This window comes from Brevundimonas sp. AC546, from assembly GCF_979258305.1.
Genome location: NZ_OZ409849.1, coordinates 2,514,553 through 2,532,592, shown reverse-complemented (window position 1 = coordinate 2,532,592; position 18,040 = coordinate 2,514,553). Strand labels below are relative to the sequence as shown.

19 protein-coding genes and 1 tRNA gene are annotated in these 18,040 nt (G+C 58.6%); 12 read left to right on the top strand and 8 right to left on the bottom strand.

The genetic code is table 11. The features are described 5' to 3' along the window. Positions 1 to 9: 9 nt before the first annotated feature. The 3 genes from hemC (at position 10) to ACZZZD_RS12455 (ending at position 1,799) form a co-directional block, all read left to right on the top strand. Positions 10 to 963, top strand: a complete 954-nt coding sequence (gene hemC, locus ACZZZD_RS12465) for a hydroxymethylbilane synthase (RefSeq protein ID WP_463435448.1) — start codon at positions 10 to 12, stop codon at positions 961 to 963. Beyond that, positions 960 to 1,682, top strand: a complete 723-nt coding sequence (locus ACZZZD_RS12460) for a uroporphyrinogen-III synthase (protein ID WP_463435447.1) — start codon at positions 960 to 962, stop codon at positions 1,680 to 1,682. The genes hemC and ACZZZD_RS12460 overlap by 4 nt, the downstream gene beginning before the upstream one ends. Before the next feature lie 41 nt (positions 1,683 to 1,723). Further along, positions 1,724 to 1,799: transfer RNA gene (locus ACZZZD_RS12455), tRNA-Thr, on the top strand. A gap of 432 nt (positions 1,800 to 2,231) precedes the next feature. Here ACZZZD_RS12455 and ACZZZD_RS12450 read toward each other — a convergent pair. Both ACZZZD_RS12450 and ACZZZD_RS12445 read right to left on the bottom strand, forming a co-directional pair. Further along, entirely contained in the window at positions 2,232 to 5,882 is a 3,651-nt protein-coding gene (locus tag ACZZZD_RS12450) for a YobI family P-loop NTPase (protein ID WP_463435446.1), read from the bottom strand. A 154-nt stretch (positions 5,883 to 6,036) separates the two neighbouring features. Further along, positions 6,037 to 6,291, bottom strand: coding sequence for a helix-turn-helix domain-containing protein (locus ACZZZD_RS12445; protein WP_463435445.1), 255 nt, complete (start codon positions 6,289 to 6,291; stop codon positions 6,037 to 6,039). Between the two features lie 206 nt (positions 6,292 to 6,497). On the opposite strand from ACZZZD_RS12445, the gene ACZZZD_RS12440 reads away from it, so the two are divergent. The 5 genes from ACZZZD_RS12440 to ACZZZD_RS12420 all read left to right on the top strand — a co-directional run bounded on the left by ACZZZD_RS12440 (position 6,498) and on the right by ACZZZD_RS12420 (position 8,607). Next, positions 6,498 to 6,821, top strand: coding sequence for a hypothetical protein (locus ACZZZD_RS12440; RefSeq protein WP_463435444.1), 324 nt, complete (start codon positions 6,498 to 6,500; stop codon positions 6,819 to 6,821). Continuing rightward, the gene (locus ACZZZD_RS12435; RefSeq protein ID WP_463435443.1) at positions 6,821 to 7,258 is read left to right on the top strand and encodes a hypothetical protein; all 438 of its coding nucleotides are present in this window, start codon (positions 6,821 to 6,823) and stop codon (positions 7,256 to 7,258) included. Before ACZZZD_RS12440 ends, ACZZZD_RS12435 begins: the two co-directional genes overlap by 1 nt. A 199-nt stretch (positions 7,259 to 7,457) precedes the next feature. Then, the gene (locus tag ACZZZD_RS12430; protein WP_463435442.1) at positions 7,458 to 7,853 is read left to right on the top strand and encodes a hypothetical protein; all 396 of its coding nucleotides are present in this window, start codon (positions 7,458 to 7,460) and stop codon (positions 7,851 to 7,853) included. Positions 7,854 to 7,933: 80 nt separating this feature from the next. Then, complete coding sequence (locus tag ACZZZD_RS12425; protein ID WP_463435441.1) at positions 7,934 to 8,323, top strand: hypothetical protein; 390 nt, start codon at positions 7,934 to 7,936, stop codon at positions 8,321 to 8,323. Beyond that, a complete protein-coding gene (locus ACZZZD_RS12420) occupies positions 8,320 to 8,607 on the top strand; it encodes a hypothetical protein (protein ID WP_463435440.1) in 288 nt (95 codons plus the stop codon). The genes ACZZZD_RS12425 and ACZZZD_RS12420 overlap by 4 nt, the downstream gene beginning before the upstream one ends. Before the next feature lie 45 nt (positions 8,608 to 8,652). Here the strand turns inward: ACZZZD_RS12420 and ACZZZD_RS12415 are convergent, their stop codons facing one another. Next, a complete protein-coding gene (locus tag ACZZZD_RS12415) occupies positions 8,653 to 9,030 on the bottom strand; it encodes a LysR family transcriptional regulator (protein ID WP_463435439.1) in 378 nt (125 codons plus the stop codon). A 343-nt stretch (positions 9,031 to 9,373) separates the two neighbouring features. Between ACZZZD_RS12415 and ACZZZD_RS12410 the strand changes: the two genes are divergently transcribed. Further along, positions 9,374 to 10,330 (top strand): AAA family ATPase, encoded by a 957-nt coding sequence (locus tag ACZZZD_RS12410; RefSeq protein ID WP_463435438.1) that lies wholly within the window; start codon positions 9,374 to 9,376, stop codon positions 10,328 to 10,330. A gap of 153 nt (positions 10,331 to 10,483) precedes the next feature. On the opposite strand, the gene ACZZZD_RS12405 is transcribed toward ACZZZD_RS12410, so the two are convergent. Next, on the bottom strand, positions 10,484 to 10,711 hold the full coding sequence (locus ACZZZD_RS12405; protein WP_463435436.1) for a hypothetical protein: 228 nt from the start codon (positions 10,709 to 10,711) through the stop codon (positions 10,484 to 10,486). A 403-nt stretch (positions 10,712 to 11,114) separates the two neighbouring features. Here ACZZZD_RS12405 and ACZZZD_RS12400 point away from each other — a divergent pair, with 403 nt between their 5' ends. Next, a complete protein-coding gene (locus tag ACZZZD_RS12400; RefSeq protein ID WP_463435434.1) occupies positions 11,115 to 12,266 on the top strand; it encodes a tyrosine-type recombinase/integrase in 1,152 nt (383 codons plus the stop codon). 560 nt (positions 12,267 to 12,826) lie between these two features. Here the strand turns inward: ACZZZD_RS12400 and ACZZZD_RS12395 are convergent. After that, a complete protein-coding gene (locus ACZZZD_RS12395; protein WP_463435432.1) occupies positions 12,827 to 13,444 on the bottom strand; it encodes an SOS response-associated peptidase family protein in 618 nt (205 codons plus the stop codon). A 10-nt stretch (positions 13,445 to 13,454) separates the two neighbouring features. Then, the gene (locus ACZZZD_RS12390) at positions 13,455 to 13,850 is read right to left on the bottom strand and encodes a helix-turn-helix domain-containing protein (RefSeq protein ID WP_463435431.1); all 396 of its coding nucleotides are present in this window, start codon (positions 13,848 to 13,850) and stop codon (positions 13,455 to 13,457) included. Between the two features lie 55 nt (positions 13,851 to 13,905). On the opposite strand from ACZZZD_RS12390, the gene ACZZZD_RS12385 reads away from it, so the two are divergent. Both ACZZZD_RS12385 and ACZZZD_RS12380 read left to right on the top strand, forming a co-directional pair. Beyond that, positions 13,906 to 14,280 carry a LexA family protein gene (locus tag ACZZZD_RS12385; protein WP_463435429.1) on the top strand — a complete coding sequence of 125 codons (375 nt, stop codon included), beginning with the start codon at positions 13,906 to 13,908 and terminating at the stop codon, positions 14,278 to 14,280. Next, entirely contained in the window at positions 14,280 to 15,521 is a 1,242-nt protein-coding gene (locus ACZZZD_RS12380; RefSeq protein WP_463435427.1) for a Y-family DNA polymerase, read from the top strand. The genes ACZZZD_RS12385 and ACZZZD_RS12380 overlap by 1 nt, the downstream gene beginning before the upstream one ends. A 62-nt stretch (positions 15,522 to 15,583) precedes the next feature. Here the strand turns inward: ACZZZD_RS12380 and ACZZZD_RS12375 are convergent, their stop codons facing one another. Together ACZZZD_RS12375 and ACZZZD_RS12370 are read right to left on the bottom strand one after the other, a co-directional pair. Continuing rightward, positions 15,584 to 16,282 (bottom strand): hypothetical protein, encoded by a 699-nt coding sequence (locus ACZZZD_RS12375; protein WP_463435426.1) that lies wholly within the window; start codon positions 16,280 to 16,282, stop codon positions 15,584 to 15,586. A gap of 27 nt (positions 16,283 to 16,309) precedes the next feature. Next, positions 16,310 to 18,022: an RNA-directed DNA polymerase gene (locus ACZZZD_RS12370; RefSeq protein ID WP_463435425.1), complete on the bottom strand. Its 1,713-nt coding sequence runs from the start codon at positions 18,020 to 18,022 to the stop codon at positions 16,310 to 16,312. Positions 18,023 to 18,040: the final 18 nt, after the last annotated feature.

The window sequence follows — 18,040 nt, the reverse complement described above, 5'->3', positions numbered from 1 at the left end:
GCAACGCTCATGACCTTTCCTCTCCGCATCGGCACCCGGCGCTCCAAGCTGGCCTTGGCCCAGTCCGGCATGATGCAGCGCGCCATCGGCCGCGCCCTGAACGTGCCCGAGGCCGAGATCGACACCGCCGTTCCGCTGGTCGAGATCGTCACCACCGGTGACCGCATTCAGGACCGCCGCCTGCTGGAACTCGGCGGCAAGGCCCTGTTCACCAAGGAGATCGAGGAGGCGCTACTGGCCGGCCAGATCGACATCGCCATCCATTCGATGAAGGACGTCCCCGCCGAACAGCCGCAGGGCCTGTGCATCGCCGCCATCCCCGAACGCGAGGACGCCCGCGACGCCTTCATCAGCCGCGACTTCGACAGTTTCGACGCCCTGCCCTTCGGCGCGCGCCTGGGCACCGCCAGCCTGCGCCGCCAGGCCCAGGCCCTGGCGCTGCGGCCGGATTTGAAGGTCGAGATGCTGCGCGGCAACATCGACACCCGCCTGCGCCGCGCGGCCGAGGGCGATTTCGACGCCATATTGCTGGCCGTCTCGGGCATGGCCCGTTTGGGCGTCACCGAACATATCCGCGAGAAACTGTCGCTGGACGCCTTCCTGCCCGCGCCGGGCCAGGGCGCCCTGGCCATTCAGACGCGTGCCGCCGACATTGACGCACCTTGGGTCGCCGCCCTGAACCACCCCCAGACCGCCATCGCCGTCGCCGCCGAGCGCGGGGCCATGATGGCGCTTGAGGGGTCGTGCCGCACCGCCGTCGGCGCCTACGCCCTGATCGCCAACGACAGCCTGCACCTGACCACCGAAATGCTCAGCCCCGACGGATCCGCCCGCTGGCGCCGCGTTGGTGATCTTTCTCAACCCACCGCAGCCGACGCCCGCGCCCTGGGCCAGCGTCTGGGCGGCGAGGTTCACGCCTCCGCCGGCGACCAGGAGGTCGATCCCGCGACCCTGGACGGATGACCGCCCCCGACGCAGAAGCCAGGCCCGCCCGCGTCTGGATCACCCGCGCCGAACCCGGCGCCGCCCGCACCGCCGCACGCCTGCAAGCCATAGGGTTGGAGCCCGTCGTCGCCCCCCTTTTGGCGATCGAAAACCTGACCCCGCCCGTCCCCGACCTGGCCCTGTTCACCGCCCTGGCCTTCACCAGCATCAACGGCGTCACGGCCTTCGCCGCCCTGACGCCCGAACGCGACCGCCCGGTCTTCGCCGTCGGCGATGCGACCGCCCAGGCCGCCCGCGACGCCGGCTTCTTCGATGTCCGATCCGCCTCCGGCGACCTCCACGCCCTCGCCCGCCTGATCGCCTCCGAACTGAGCGACGGCGTCGTGATGGTCCCGCAAGCCGAAACCCCAGCCGGCGACTTCGACGCCGCCTTGGCCCAAGCTGGCGCGCGTAACGTGTCCATCCAGTCCCTGACGGTCTATCGCGCCCAGCAGAGGGCGGCCGTCCTGCCGAAGACGTTCGACGCCGTGCTGATCCATTCCCCCCGCGCCGCTCATATCCTTGCCGACCACGCTCCGCAGGCCCTACCCTACGCCGTCACCGCCTGCATCTCCCCCGCCGCCGCCGCCCCTTTAATCGGCCTAGGCCTGACGCCGGCCGTGGCCGAAAGGCCTGACGACGCCTCATTGCTCACGATCTTGAAAGCGGCGCTTGGCAAGCGCGATCCGGCCGTATAAAGACCCCGTCTCGCGCGGACGACTTCCTCCGTCGCAACCGGGCCGCTTTAGCTCAGCCGGTAGAGCACATCATTCGTAATGATGGGGTCAGGTGTTCGAGTCACCTAAGCGGCACCACCACTTCCAGTAGGGACGGACGACGGAAGCGCGCGAAAGCGCGCAAATCCCAGTCTATACCCCGTTCCCACGCTAGAGTGCCTCTAGCCTTGGTGGGTCATTCGTAATGATGGTGTCAGGTGTTCGAGCCACCTAAGCAGCACCACCTCTCCAAAGCACCATTAGCTTTGAAGCCCGGCAGGGATGTGCCGGAAGAGGCTTCCGCTTGGGAGTTGCGTGGGTTGGCGGTGGGACGGACACTACGCCGGTCCGGACACTTTACCGACCTTAGAATTGTTTTTGTCCGGCAGGCGAGGGCGTCCTGATTCGGCTATCAGGCGCTCAGCCGGCGGTGGATTGCGGGATCGACACTAAGGCCTTCAGGTTGGTTGATGCTGGCGCGTGGTTGCTGCGTCGTTACGACCAAAACGGTTTCAGTAGTCCTTGGCCTGATCAGCGCCTGAACAGATTGATGCGAATCGATCCTCCAAACCATCCTTCACTCCAGGATGAGATGACCTCCTTCGCCTTGAGCCATTTCGCCAGCTCGAGATTTTGATCGTTCATTTCCAAGATGGGGATGTGGTAACCCGTGCTAATCTCCGAGAATGGCCTCGGCAGATGAGACAGAATCTTGCGAGCGGCGTGCTTGTCGAACAAAGCCTGGGATGTGTTGAACAATGCAATCTGGGCGGCGGATTTCGAACCGTTCAGAATGATCGCTTGAGCAGCCGCTTCATCGAGCATCGTGATGTCCTCGGTCGCCAGGATCGTTTCGCCGACGGCACGCGCACGCGACGGCATGCCGGAAAGCGTGGACAGGTCCATCGATCGGACGACCGCAAGCTTTTGCTCGCTGGCGATGTTCGATCCCAGCAATCTCTCTCGGAAATCGTCGTCAACCGAGTATGAATTTGCGTTCGCGAGATACACGTCGGCTTGGTTCGCGACGAAGATGAGTTGAAGGTCGGGATATGGCTCCAAACGATCAAAGTTCTCAGGCGACAGAGACACCCCCCCGTTCTCGACCAAAATCCGCAGTTTCGGCTCGCTAATATTTTCTGGGAACTTCCGAAACTGCTTTGGCAGCAGATTGACGTAAGTCCTGTACGCATCCTCATCGAGGCCGTCGTCTCCGATCAGGAACTGGCGGAGCTCCAACGCCGCATCGCCATCAGGAATTGGCTGTGTCCCGAGCGTATTCAACGTAGCGCTCTGGTTTAGATAGAAGGTGAGGCTATCAGCATCGAACGTCTCGCTCGCGAGGAAGGCGCTGCAGTTCGCCCACACTGGCTCGATCCGACCGAGTTGGACGATCAAGGCGTGTAGCCTGTTTGGCGTTCCGTCCAGAGAGGGCAGCAGCGCCTTCTGCTGTGCGAGGAAGGCGGCGATGTCATCGTCGTCTAACCCGTCATGGGCGATCGCGGCGATGATCGCGGGGACACTTTCTTCAGAGTTTCTGTCAAGATTTCGCAGAACGTTTGTAAAGTACTCCTGAAAATTTTTCTCGACCTTCGACTGAAGCGCTTCGTTCTCTGCGCGCAACAATGTTGTGTAGTTCTGCTTCTCCAAGGCGTCTGTCTCTTGGAGGCCCAGAACGGAGCCAAATATGAAGCTCAAGTTCTCGGGAGTAAGGCTGTAAAGCCCCATCTCGAACAGGACGCGGGGGACGCCGGGGAAGCTCTCTAACGAGGAAAGGTCGGCGATCTCGATATCAAGAAGCGCCAGCTTAGAAGGATCCACATTGATCCCAAGCGCGAGAATGGGCGGTAAGTTTGTGGACACATATTCCGAAAATTCCGGGTGCCTCTCCGGCATGCTTTGAAGGATCGAGGGCGGCAGGTGCGCCACCAAATGCGCCACGTGTTTAAGGCTGTTGGGACTGCCAAGTACCGTTGGGACGAACTCTTGCCATGCCTCGGTCAGCTTGCCGAGTAGGGCCGGGACTTCGATCCCAGTCGAATAGTAAGTCGCCAAGAAGGCTTCGCTCTTCTCGAAGTGGCCGGAGATGAACATGATCGCCCGCGCCGTTTCGTCTGCATATGTCAGTGTGTCGCCGAAGAGGCAGTCGACGATTTTGACGTTGAGGACGTAGACCTGCCTAAAGTCATCCTTTCGCATCGCCGCGATGACTTCTTTGGGATTGTCGACTTGGAAGTCTGGTTCCGGATTCGAAAAGCCGCGAATTTGGATCAGGAAATTATTGTCGTTCGGTGACAGACGCCCTTTGTGGAAAAGAGACGTGTACTGATAGTACGTGTCATCGAGAAACCCTTCGAGCACCAAGAACTTCGCGAGACGGCCATCCTCGCCGAGCTCCTCAAAATGGGCGTCAAAAGCTGAGGGGGTGAGCCGGACAATCTCGTTGAATTTGGCGGTTCGCAAACCTGAAATCTTGGCTCTTAGATCTTGGACTTTCCTCGAATTTTGGGTTTTACCTTGGGTAGATTTGGCTTGAATTTCTTCCTTACGCTCTCTGTACGTCTGTTTCGGATCGATCTCCTTTTGAAGATTGGAGATATCAAAACTCTGCCGATTACCGTGAATGTCCCAGTAATAGATGCGCTGGGACTCAATTATGTTTTCGAAGGCATCGTGCCTTGGTAGCGCGGCGAGGCTCACGGGTGCCCCATCTACGCCCACCCTCGTCGTCAGGGCTGGGAGCTTTTCGATCAGGCCCATCGCATACACGCGAGCGAGCTCCTGAATGTCTGCGGGCACCTGTCGTTGCGCCCGGTCGGAGAGATCCTCCAACTCAGAAATCTCTTTCTTGAGTTCAGATTCTCCGAGCGCGATCAGTTCATCATGACGTTTCAGTATTCCTGCGAGAGCGCCTTTACCGCGATGCAGGTTCTCAAAGTCCTGAGGAAATACATTCTTGTAGATCAAGACCGCGAGAAGCTTGTTTGGGTCCAGCACCTTGTCTTCACCCGTCTCGAGGCTAGCTATATATATAGCGTATTCATTAAATATGTTCTGGATCAGCCGAAGGTCATTTAGGTAACGGGACGATTCTCTCAAGAACTGCCTATCTAGGCTACCGGCCAGAGCGAGACGTTCCTCCTGCTCCAGAACCTTATCGATTGAGTTCGACGAGTTGATGATCGGTATGACAGGCAGGATGAATTCGAAGAATTTCGTACGGTCTGTATTCACGAACATGTCGTCGCGGAGGGCGTAAAGGAATCTGATCTTTCGCGTCACCCCCGCGTTCGCGTTGATGAGGCTATTGATCTCTCTCAGAGTGACAAAAATCTCAGTGTTATTAAACCTGTCAAGGTCTTCTATAACAACCAAGTTATAACGCGTGGATTGGAAGAAGTAGATGATCTCATCCAGATGACGATTGAGAATCGACTCCTGCGTCAGCGCGATCGGCGTTATCTCGATGTCCTTCAAGGAAATGCTCTTGAGAGAAACCCCGAAGCTTGCGACGTAGAAATAATGAACAGCAAACCATAAGAACAATAAGCCCATGCCGAAAAAGGCCAAATGCGGCCAGTTGCTGAGCGCAATTGGAGAAAGGTACTCGCCGCTCGAAATCGCTCCGATATTTTTGACGATCTGCCAGCAGGAAATCAGCCCGAACAATATGAAAAGCGATACGCCGACTGCGCTCTTGCCAGGCGTGTTGATCCGCTTGAAGCGGGAGAGCGGCAGCTTGTTCGCGTCGGCCCCATAAAGCATTTGCTGGAGAATGCTTCTTTCGATCTCCTGCTTGCTGACATGGCCACTTTCGGAGGTAGCCTCCGGCAGGAATGCGGCGAGGGATATCTGAAGCACCTGCCGCCGGCCGTACTTCGCCAGGAACGACTCTATAATGCTGCTCTTCCCGGAGCCGTACGGCCCGGTCAGCGCAATGTTCGACACCCGAGGATTGCTTGTCGCGTAAAGGAGCGCTTTTGAGTAGACGCCAGTCTCGTCAGCTTTGTCGGTTGGGGCGAGGTCAACAAAGGCGGTTTGTTTGGCATCCGGCAGCTCGAAGCGGCTGCGCGGAGCTTGGACGCCTCGACTGAGGTCACTCTTCGCGGGCGGTGCACCGGCGAGCCGTGTCGCCAGTGCCAGCCGAAGTTGGCGGATGCGCTCCCTGATCTCGATTTTCATTCCGCCCCTCCTGCAAGTTATGTTCTCAGGTGCTTCGCAATCGATCAATGCGAAACTAGAGGACGAACATCTGCCAAAGCCTAACAACCCCCAGGTGCGCAGGTTGCTTCTGGGTATCGGCGGTTCTCCAATGTCCGGTTTTGGCGCAACCCGGTCAGCGCGCGCTTCGGCCCTTAAGCTTAACGAAATCCGCTAGCAGCTTCGCCGGATCGTGTCCAAGAGCCTCCGCCACATGGCAGAACTCAATAACATCGAGCCGGCGCTCGCCTCGCTCCACCTTCGACACGAAGCTCTGAGGCTTTCCCAATCGGTCTGCTAGCTCGACCTGGGTGACGCCTGCAGCCTTCCGCGTCGAGGCGATGAAGCCAATCAGCTCCTGATGCCGCTGCGTGAATATCGATGACGGCAACGCACGCCCCTGATCGGTGAGGCGCTTTCGCTAAAACCTAAATCGGGATATCCCAGATTCGGTTATTTGGTTTGGGAGGCCGCTACCGCCTGGCGCAGGAGCGAACACAAGCAACAACAGCCTGATGCCGCGCCGAGCGCAAAACTCGGCATCTTATATGATGTGCAAATAACTGCGCGTCTCAACACACTATGAGATCGTATCGGATGAATAGTAATATCGCCCGCATCGGGCTGGCAGCCGTGGCTGCTTTCTACGTAATTGTAACAAGCCTGTTTCTGCAAGCCTACATTCCGCTCCAGCGATTCTACGCCGGCGTCGAGGCAACGTCACTTTCCGATAACCCGAAGGATAGAGATCAAAGACTGCAAGACACCCTGAGCTATCCAGAAAACGAGAGGAAGGTCAGCCGCTACGGTTCCATTCTTCTCTGGGGCACGGTCGGAATCGCGACTTTCGGCGGCGTCTATGTGGCAACACGCCAGAGGAAGCGCGTGGACACGGCTCAATCGGCTAAGGGAGGCGTCTAATGAAGCGCCTCGTCTTTGCAGCTCTCGCCGCTGGCGTCCTGGCCGTCGGTGGCTGCGCTTCTGCACCAGCACGGACGCCCGGCACCTATGTCAGCCAGAGCGAACCCGTCTACCTGATCACCGAAGCTCAGGCCGATCAGATCCTGGTGGACGCCATGAACGTCGAGTTCGGCACCAGCCCGATCGTTCGTGTCGAGCATCCGAACAGGGGGTATCAGGCCACCATCAAGTTCCTGTTCGACAGCCACCAGATCGTCGGCACGATGGTTCCCTCCAGGGGCCGCAAAGCTGACGGCACGCTGCAGGACGGCTTCTATTTCACCGTCTCCCACAGCGGCACCATGCCCCTGTCAGGGATTACCCGCTCAAAACGCTTGAAAGACCGGCTCAACGACGCCGCGACGGCCCTTTCGCCAAGCGTCCCGTCAGCTCGGTAGATCACGCATCGGCTGGTCGGCGTCAGACCCTGGACACCATCGTCCGTCCTCGGCCAAAAGCCTGAAAAGCCGATGCCCGTCATCGACTTTAAGGCCGATCACTAGGGCGGCCTGACGCCTTCCAGAACCCCAACCATCACCGACCCCCGTGGCCATCCGCTGCGGGGGTTTTTTCGTGCCCCGAAAGGACACCCAGACAATGCTCTCCCTGAACGACCGTGACGCCGTTACTGCCGCGCTCACAGACCATAGCCTCGACCCTACCCTGCGTGCCCTCATCGGACTTCGTGTCTGGCAGGTGGACACCGATCGTCGCCGTCCCCTTGGCGAAATCCTCCAGATCGTCGTCGTCCAGCCGAGCGATCCTCCCGAGGCCATTCACGCCGCCGTCGGCTTCCCCATCACCTGGGACCAGGCCGATCAACCCGGCTGGGAATGGATGAACGACCACGGCTCATGGTTCGAGCTAGCCTACGTCCTGACCGATGATTTCGGGATGCTGGTGTTCGTCGCTGACCATCCCCACACCAACCACACGCTCCGCTTCAACTGCCTGGGCGTTGCCGACCGTCCTCCGACCTCCAACGCCGACTAGGCGTCAACAACTCATCCGACCCGCGCCCTCCGACATCCCGTCGCGAGGGCTTTTTTTGTGCCCGAAGGACACCAGTTTCCATGCTCTGCCTGAACACCCTCGCCGACGTCGCCGGCATAATCAGCGACTCTGACCTAGACGATGACCTGCGCACCCTGATCGCTCATCGCGGATGGCAGGCCTACGCCGATCATCCCTCATGCCTCAGCGAGGACTCCCGGATCGTCGTCGTCCAGGGCGGCGACACCCCCGACGTGATCAACACCGCCGTTGGCTTCCGGATCACTGGCGATGATGCCGAGGAGCCGACCTATGACACCCTGGAAGATCACGGCCTATGGTTCGAGATTGTCTACCGGGGCCGGTGCGGGCGAGACACCGTCGTCTTCGTAGAGAACGGTCCAGGGACGGAGTTGGGCCTGCACCATCTTTGCCTTGTACACTTCTGGACTGGAGAGGCACGCCGATGATGGGCCGCTTCCTTCTCCTTCTCGCCCTATGCGTCGCCCTCGCCGTTCTCAGGGCCGTCATCATCGCCGTGGTGGCGTTGGCGGTGCTGGCCCTGATCGTCAGCTTCATCACCCGGCCGAGACAGACACTGGTGTTCGTTGGCACCCTTGCCCTGTCTGCCCTGACTGTGACTCAGCCCCTAGCCTGCATCATCACTCTTGCAGCTTTGGGCTTTGTCATCGCTTTTTCGGGCCGCAAGCGACGCCATTCGAAGTCACGGTATCTCGACCCGCCGCACTCGTGATTAGGCAGACAGGCGGGGAGGTCAGACCGGCGACGGCTGACTTCCTCAGCCTTCGCGCGGCTGAATATCAGGGTTCGGCGTCATGGCAGCCTCTGTCCTGTCTTCTGGCAAGGGCATTTCGATGGGCGAGATGCGGGCTTGGCGAAGAGTCTCCAGCACCATCTTAGCTTGAGGTAAAAACTTCTCCCCATCACTGGTCAGGCGCAAAGGCCACACTTGGTAATCGACCAGCGGACGAACTCGACCTCGGGCGAGCCACTTCTCAAGCTTCTGGATGTGCTTTGTAACGGTCGCCTGATCGACGCCCATTTGGGCGGCGGCCGCAACACGGGAACTGGCTTCCACTGACCGCACAAACGCCTCCAGCCAAACGACTCGAAGGCCACCGAACTCGGTCAGATCCTCCTCCTTCTTTTTCGCCACGACGCCTCCAGACGCACTGAATCTGCCCTCGCTGAAGCATTACAAAAATTTTATCTGGCCGCCAGTTTGGCAAGGTCCTGCCGGAAGTATCGTCCGCTAGGAAACGTGGTTTTGCCCCGCCAGAACAGCGATTTGCTCCCATTTACACCGTGAAATTCGCCGGTCAGAACGCGCTCACTGATCGCGCAGACAAGGAGATCGAGCGATGGTTCTACCCCCTAAGCCACCCCCGGAAGATCCGGATAAAGAGCCCCCTGAAACACCGGCAGAGAAGCTCAACCCACTCGTCAGACACAGTCTGAGAGGGGATGCTGCAAAGCTCCACGCACGGGCGGTGGACACCATGCCTCTGCTTGGCGGCATCATGTTTTTGGGGCAGGCAACGATCATCTACGCCCCACCAAACGCCGGTAAAACGCTCTTGGTGATCAGGTTCATTCAGGACGCGATCGACGAGGGGCGGCTCGATCCGAACATGCTCTTCTACATCAACGCGGACGACAGCGGGAAAGGGTTAGCCGAAAAGGTCGAAATCCTGGAGATTCTGAACGCTCACATGCTGGCCCCCGGCTTGAAAGGCTTCAAGGTCAATCAGTTCGTGGACAAGCTTATCGAGGCCACGCAGAACGGCACGGCTCGCGGCTCTGTAGTGATCATCGACACGCTGAAGAAGTTCACCAATCTTATGGACAAAGCCCGTTCCAGCAACTTCGCCAATGTCTGCCGGGAGTATGTGATGGCAGGCGGCACCATCATTGCGCTGGGCCATACAGCGAAGAACCGGAACGCCGACGGAACCCTGCGTTATCAAGGCACAACGGACATTCTCGAAGATTTCGATGCAGCCTATGTCGCCGAACCGATGATGGGCAGCCCAGGAGCATCCGAGAAGATCGTCCGCTTCACCCAACAGAAGAGCCGGGCGGACAGCCCCCAGGAGGTGGCCTATGCCTACTCTACCGAACAAGGCCTGACATACGCTGAGAAGCTGGCCTCTGTCCGTCCCGTCTATGCTGAGGAATTGGAGTTCAGCGCTTTGGAGGCCGACATGCTGGACGACGCAAAGGTTGCAGACCGAATCCGCGCGTTGATTTTCGGCGGCATGGCATCTTCCGGGCAGGACAAGCTCGTTCGCGCCGTGGCTGAGGACGGGGACATATCCCGGTCGCAAGCACGACGGGTTCTGGATCGCTACACGGGCGAAGATCCCGACAAGCATCGCTGGTCAGTCCAGAAAGGCGATCGTGGAAAGCGGACCTACACCGTCCTCCGGAAGCCTCAGGTCGAGGAGGGCGAATAGAACCGCCGCCCCTCCCCAATTTCCCAAAACCCCAGACATTCCGGCCGACACGGCCGACTAACAATCTGGGGACCTGGGGATTTGGGGGCATCGTCGCGCTTCCGGTCTGGCTCTGAAACGGCGCGGGCCAGACCCGCTCAACACTAGCCTAACTCAATCAAGCATGCGGACCGGTTCACCGGCAAGCGCACCCTCACGCCTATCTCCAAGGAATATTTTCTCATGAACCGACAACGTCAGACCGACGGACTCAACATCGACTTGGATGACCAAACCACCCTGGTCATAACGTTTCTCAGCCTGATCGACGGCGGGTTCTCCGAAGGTCAGGCCGCACTCGCCGAGACGGCCGCCCGACAGTGCGGCATGCCGTTTCGCCATGCTCTTTCGATCCTCCAGCGATACACCGGCTCGGACGACCGAGACCATTATTGGAGGCTTCGCGAAGGCAGCCGAAGCCAACACTCGTACGAACTTCTGCCTCCCTGTCGCAACATGGCAGGTGCTTAAGCTCTACGGGCGTCATGTTCGCCTGACTGCGGTCTAGTCGGCACCACCCTATAAGCTGATCGCCTACCTCTGCGGCCCCCTGAGGCCCGCTCCGGGCACCGCATAGCCCGGCTATCCAGACACCCCAGCCCCCGCCCAGGCGGGCCACCCTGGGGCAAACGCGGGCTCGCCCCGCTCCAGACTTCCCCCTCCACCGCAAACCGCCTCCCGCTGCGCCCCCTCGGCACCGCGTGACGGCGCTCGTCTGAAATCAACATCACAAGGAAAATCTCAAATGCCAAAAGCACATCTGACTCAGGCCTTCGTCGCCAATGCCGGCTGCGAAGTCGGCAAGAAAAAAGTAGACTGGTATGATGATACCGTGCCGGGCTTCGTACTGGAATGCCGATGCACAGGGGGAAAGACGTATTATATCAGATACTTGGATCGGTCTGGCACCCAGAGACAGCATAAGATCGGCGGCTATAACGATGTAACCTTCGCTGCGGCCAAGAAGAGGGCTCAGCAACTTCGGTCCGAGGTGGTCATGGGTGGCGATCCAAGCGCTCAGAAGGTTCTGATCAAGTCTATCCCGACCTACGGAGATCTGGCAGCCAAGCACCTGGAGTTCATCAAAGGCAGCAAGTCCTACTCCTCGGTCGAGATGTGTATGCGCGTCCACATCGTTCCGAAGTGGGGGAAGACACGCCTCACCGACATGAACAGCCGGTCGATGGCTCAGTGGCTCAGTGAAAAACGGGCGTCAGGCCTGTCCCCGGCGTCGGTCGAGAAACTCCGTGTCATCATCGGCCGGTCGTTCGTCCTTGGCGCAAGCTGGGACATTCCCGGCACCGAGCGAACCCCTACCCGTGGCATCCCTCGGACACCGCTGAACAATGGCCGTGAGCGCTTCCTGTCTGCCGAGGAAGCGACGCGGTTGAGGGAGGCTGTCGCGGCATCGCAGAACCCTCAGCTTCAGCACATCGTCGGCCTCCTCCTTCTTACAGGGGCACGGCTTCGCGAACTGTTGGACGCCAAATGGGAGAACGTGGATGTCAAACGTCGGTCCTGGCTGATCCCGACCAGCAAGACCGGTAAGCCACGTCACGTCCCGCTTTCCACACCGGCATTGGCGATCATCGAGACGCTGCCTCGCTTCAAGGACTGCCCTTGGCTGGTGCCCAATCCAGAAACCCGCCTCCCCTTCGTGTCGATCAAGCACGGCTGGCAGCGGGCGATCCGGGAGGCGAGGCTGCCGGGTCTTCGTCTTCATGACCTTCGACACTCCGCAGCGTCGTTCATGGTCAACAGCGGTGTCGATCTGTTCGCCGTGGGCAAGGTGCTGGGTCACGCCAGCTATCAGAGCACCCAGCGCTACAGCCATCTCGCCAACGACACCCTGCTGAAGGCCGTAGAGGCCGGGGCGGCAAAGCAGACTGCAATCTAACTTTCATTCGCCTCGTGCGCTGGCTTCGGCTGGTGCGCGGGGCTTTCCATTTTTATTTTTTCTGAACGCAATGCAGCGCGTGGAGACGTAGGAATGTCTGCGCTGAATCTTACGGCACGTCTCTAGTTGCCGCCTTGAGGGGCGCCTCGCGACCTGAGCAGGTTGCCGAGATTCTGTCCGTTCAACCGACACGTTGCGATGACGCGGTCGTGCGAATTGACTCTACCGGTACGCCCCCTGGTGGCGACGCAATTAACCTGACGTCCCCGCGCCAGCCCTGCCAGAATTTCACGACCTCGCCGACCATCTGGTTCGCGAAGTTCGGGCGCGTCAAAATCGGCTAGGCGGACTTCAATCCATTCATTGGGGTCAGCCGTCCGACCGACACACAGACTGTCGCCGTCTCCGACATATCGGACAGTTCCGGCGAACACCTCGCCAGGTCTTGTCGGAAGCCGTCCCTCGCATGGATCTGCACGAACTGCTGTTACCGCCAGCAGAGAGAGACATACAGTAGCAAACACGATCCGGAGCATCAGCCGAACCTGACATTGGTTGGTTTAGGATTTGTATGCATCGTCAGAAGCCGATGCACGCTCCGGGGGTGCTTGGGGAAACACCTTCATTGCCTTCAATGACCCACTAGGCGACGGCTTCAGCAACTCGACCCCAGGACGGCTCAACCTCAACCAATCCAGCCCGGCGGGCGGCGGAAGCACGACAATCTGCCGATCGTGGTAGGGCGACACGTCAGGTCCGGGCTCTGTCGTCAGCATGGCCCAAGTACCGTCCTTCACTATTCCGGCGATCCAGAACCACGCCTCCCCCGTCATCGAGAATGACCACTTGGTCTTTCGCTTCTGGCCAGGCTCGGCGTCCGTGAATTCGTAGAACGCCGACGCGGGGATTAGGCATCGGGTCGTGTTGCCGAACTCTCGCCCATCGCTTCGGAAGTTGAACACCGGACGGCCTTGCGGAGATCGCCACGACCACCGCATCGACGTCAGCAGAGGCCCGTCGTCCCACGTCACGATCGAGGCTGTGTCACCGATCTTGATGTCATCATTCGGCTCGATGTTCGGGATCACGCCACCGTCGAAGCGAAGCGGGAAACCCGTCTCACTGAAGGCGTCGGCGATCTGCGACGCGGGGACGTGCGAGGCGTAGTTGTTGCACACCCTGGACCTCCTATTCGAAGGCCTCGATCATGGACGTGACGGCCTCGCGCTGTTTGTCATTCAGGCTGGACCACGCCCTGATCAAGCGGGCGCTTCCTGGATGGTCGCCGCGATTTTCGCCGACAAGTTCGGCCACATCACACTTCAATGCCCTGGCGGCGAGCACCAGCTTCGGAGCGGCGATCCGGTTCTTGCCCGTCTCGTATTTCTGCACCTGCTGGAAGGTGACGCCGATGGCCTCGCCCAACCGGCGCTGTGTCATTCCGATCGCTTCGCGACGGCCGGTAATGGCCTTACCGATAGCGACGTCTATCTGTTTTTCGTGTTCGCTCATGGCCCGGACTAACTGCGTAATACCGGTGTTTCGCAAGGGGTGTTTTCCCGCGCCGCCATAGGTTCGGTCCACAGGCGGCGGCCAATCTGTCTTCCCACACCCGCAATGTTCTGCATATGTTCTCGTCATGGGCGCGAAGGCATACAGAGGGGACGAAACCACCGGCTTTCAGAGCCCAGCCCAAGATCACGTCGAAGCCGTCCCTGATCTGGCCGAGCTATTGGAGCTTCGTCGGCCACAACGTTATGCCGTCCGAGTGAAGGGTGACGGCCTGCGAAAGCGAGGCATCCACTCCGGCGACATTCTCGTGGTCAACACAGACGGAGAGCCGCGATCAGGAAAGGTCTGTGTCGCCTTCGTTCATGGCGATGTTGTCCTGGCGATCCTGACGGAGAAGGACGGGGAGTGGTGGCTGGAGCCCTCCAACTACGCGCCGCAGCCGATCAGTGAGGACACCGAGGTTTGGGCCATGATCGCAGCGCTGGTTCGGACCGACGTCTGATGTTTGGCCTCATCGACGGCAATAACTTCTATGTCTCGTGCGAGCGGGCGTTCGATCCGACGCTGAGAGGCAAGCCGGTGATCGTGCTGTCCAACAACGACGGCTGCGCCATAGCCCGATCAGCAGAGGCTAAGGCGCTCGGGATCAAGATGGGCGAGGTCTGGCACCTGTCGAAACGCAAGCCCGAGTTCAGCGCCGTCATAGCCAAGTCGTCCAACTACGCGCTCTACGGCGACATGAGCAGGAGGGTGTTCGAGGTGCTGTCCGAGCACTTCCAGCGGGTGGAGCCCTACTCCATCGACGAGATGTTCGTGGATCTGACCGAGTTCGCTCGGGTGGACTACTGCCGGCGTGTCCGTGACCGTGTTCGGCAGGTCGCCAAAATTCCCACCTGCATCGGCATCGGCCCGACTAAGACGCTCGCCAAGCTGGCGAACAAGCACGCCAAGGGCACAGAGATTGGCGTGTCCGATTTCAGCGATCTGGAGGCACGTCGCCAAGCCTTCGCTGAAATGCCGATCTCAGAAATCTGGGGCGTAGGGGGCGCATCGCAGGCCAAGCTAAATGGGCTCGGCATCTTCACCGTGGATCAATTCGCCAGTCTACCCTCGGCGTCGATCAGGAAGTTGATGACCGTCACCGGCCAGCGAACCCATGCCGAACTGAATGGTGTGTCATGCATGCCTCTGACGCTGGCTCCGGCGAAGAAGCAGACAGTGTCGGTCACCCGCATGTTCGGACGCCCCGTCGAGACCTGGGAGGACATGCGGGAAGCCCTTGCGGCTCACGCGTCCAGGGCCGCCGAAAAGTGTCGGACACACGGTTTGGCTGCCACGGGGATGCAGGTGTTCTTTCACACCAATCCACACTCAGGCGAGCCTTGGTACAACGGCCAGCGATCATTCGAGATTGAGCCTACGAACGACAGTTTTTCGATCATCCGCCAAGCCGTCGGCGCAGGTCGCTCGATGTGGAAGCCGGGCCTTCGCTACGCCAAGTGCGGGGTGATCCTGCTGGACCTTCAGGCCGAGGCGGAGGCGTCTTTAAATCTGCTGCCGACGAGCAATCCAGTGCGATCAGAAAAGCTCATGGTGGCCCTGGACGCCGTCAATAAGCGGTTTGGCCGGGGCACGCTGCGTCCAGGTGGGATCAGCAAAACAACCACTTGGTCTACAAGAGCTAACAATCGATCGCCGCGCTACACGACGAGGTTTAGTGACCTGATGGAGGCTACGGCGTAATATCTATCTGGCGTCTTATTAAAACTACACTCGTAGATAACAACCTCCGACGGGGATATAGTTTACGAAGTACCCTCTGGGGTATACCCACGAAGCTCGATCTTCTGCGCTCTGTACCGCGCAATACGTTGTCCGGCATCAATACTCACGCCGACCGGCGTTGGCACTTCTAAAGGCTCGACTTCGTTGAACCGCCGCACTTCATCTGAGTTGTAGAAAGTTTGAAGGACCGTTCGGGCTCGGGCCTGCCATTCGGCTATATCCGTCAGATGCCTATCGCTGCCGACACTACGCTGATTGATCGTGTCAACGAGGCTTGCCGTATTTAGCAGTCCTTCGATTGCTTGACGCTTCGCCGCTAAGCTTTGCTCCGTTGGCCTGTCATTCTGGATCGCAGGCGTTGTCGGCTGGATGCTTGGTGTAGGAATAGGGACGTATTTAACTTCTCGTTCTGGTCGGCTTTCCACGCTGGATGGAGCCACAGCTGGCGTCACGGATTTTGGAGCCGCTTCGATAAGTTCTTTAAAGTCTGACAGCGCTTTTCGCTCGGCAGCCCAAACCGAAAATTGACAAGCGAACAACAGTAGAATGCCCAACGTGAACGACATGTATCGAGCGGGGCGACTATCCTTCAGGGACGCAATCCGTTTTGAACCAAGCAAAAGCCCAAGTGGAAATAGAAATGCCAGGGCCACAACAACTCCCTGCCAGTCGGCCAACTCTTTCGACACTGCTTTGAGATACTCTACCAACTCGACCATTATCGTCCCTCCGTAATATTTCGATTTTCAGTAGAGATCAGGCGTTTCGCTACCCCCGTCCAAGTCGTCATCCTCCGGATCGTTTTCGTAGACTTCTTCGTAGTCGTCTTCGCCATGCTCCAGAATGGCGTCACGAAGACGATGCATGCGTTCGTTAGTTGTACGCAGGCTTCGCAAGATCGCAGCGATTGACGCATAACCTTTATCAATGTCGAGGAACTGTATCGACCTTGTGCGTAGCAGGGAGAAATAGGGGTCTTGGCGGATAAAGTCGTCGGTCACGCCGGGAAGGAAACCACGTGTCACCGCTTCATAGGCATAGAGCCACATTGGCCCGCGAAGACCGGTTGCCGAAAGGGAACGATCCCACACACTTCGATCAACGTTACCGTGGACCTGCTCTCGCGATTCAAGGCAGACAACCAGCGTGGCAATCAAGGCATTTTCTTTCTCGAAAAGCGGAGCCAGCGCCCGAGCGGACAACGTGATATTGAGCCGAATTGCGAAGAACAGTAACCACGTCGCTTCACCTAAGCGGTTCGCTCTCGCAAGCACTGGCATTCGATGCTCAATGAACTCTTTGATCGTGTCCAACGCCAAATCTGACCGTGCAACTTGCCGAAGAAGACATATTTCTACGAGCAATGAGATTAGACTTGGGTTTCGCCTGTAAGCACTGATAAGTCGCGACTGTATGGGCCCCCATTCTTCTACCGCCACAAGAGACGACCGAGCAAATTGAAGACCAAATTTCTCGATATTTATTTCAGGATGATCTCCGCACATCCTCCCTAAATGATAGAAATACCGTAGCATGGCAGCCGTCGAGATTGATCCGCCGGCGGCGTCCGGTCGAGGGATAAGACTTCTGACGGCAAGTTGCCAGCCTGAGGGCTGTATTTCTGATGTTGAATAAACGGCGCTTTTGTCATTGTTGAGTTCGTGCTCAAAATTGGATACTGTGTTGCGGAGCTCTGACAGAAGCTCCTGACCCGTCTCAATTCCAGGCGAGCTTAACGTGTAATCGTCAATGTATCGTGACGCATCACGGCCATCTATACTTAGCTTACTCTGGATTTCCACATCCATAGCCGCCGCCACTATCTCGGCAATCAGTCGGGATGTATCAGGACCGACCGGAAGACCTATAGTTTGCCCGTCTTGGGCATTACGGCACAATAGGTCGATTAAATTGCCGTAGAGCCCAACCCCCCTCTGCTGTTTGGCTACCTCTTTGCCGTAAATGGCCCAAGCAATCGCATGGGTATAAATTGAGTGAAAGAAGGCTCGCACATCCGCAGCGACATAGGTTTCCCTTCGCGCCGAAAGCTCAACTCGGAAGTCGTCCCTCAAATCTATTGTGGGACGCGCAAGAGCACGAGGGCCAGTCCAATCAAACACGGGAGGTGACAGGGAAAGCTTGGAACGGCGCGCAACCCGCCTCAGAGCGATATAGTTGTCAGCGAGGACGCGAGAAACCAAAAGGTGCGCGATCGGATTGGGCACTCCGTGCCGTCGATCATCTTTTCCAAATCGCGGAAAGTAAAACCATATTGGCTCTGAAATGAAACGATGATGGGCAGGCCTTTGGCGCTCAAGCGGAAGAGCGTCGATGCCGTTCAGGATCGATTGTCGAAACTTGGCTAAATCGTCTGATACAAAGCATGGAGGTAACTCTGGCGCGAAATAGCCATGAGAAACTAGGCGGCGCAGTCGCTCGGACTTTGTTTTCGCACTCATCTGATTCGCCCTAGTGTC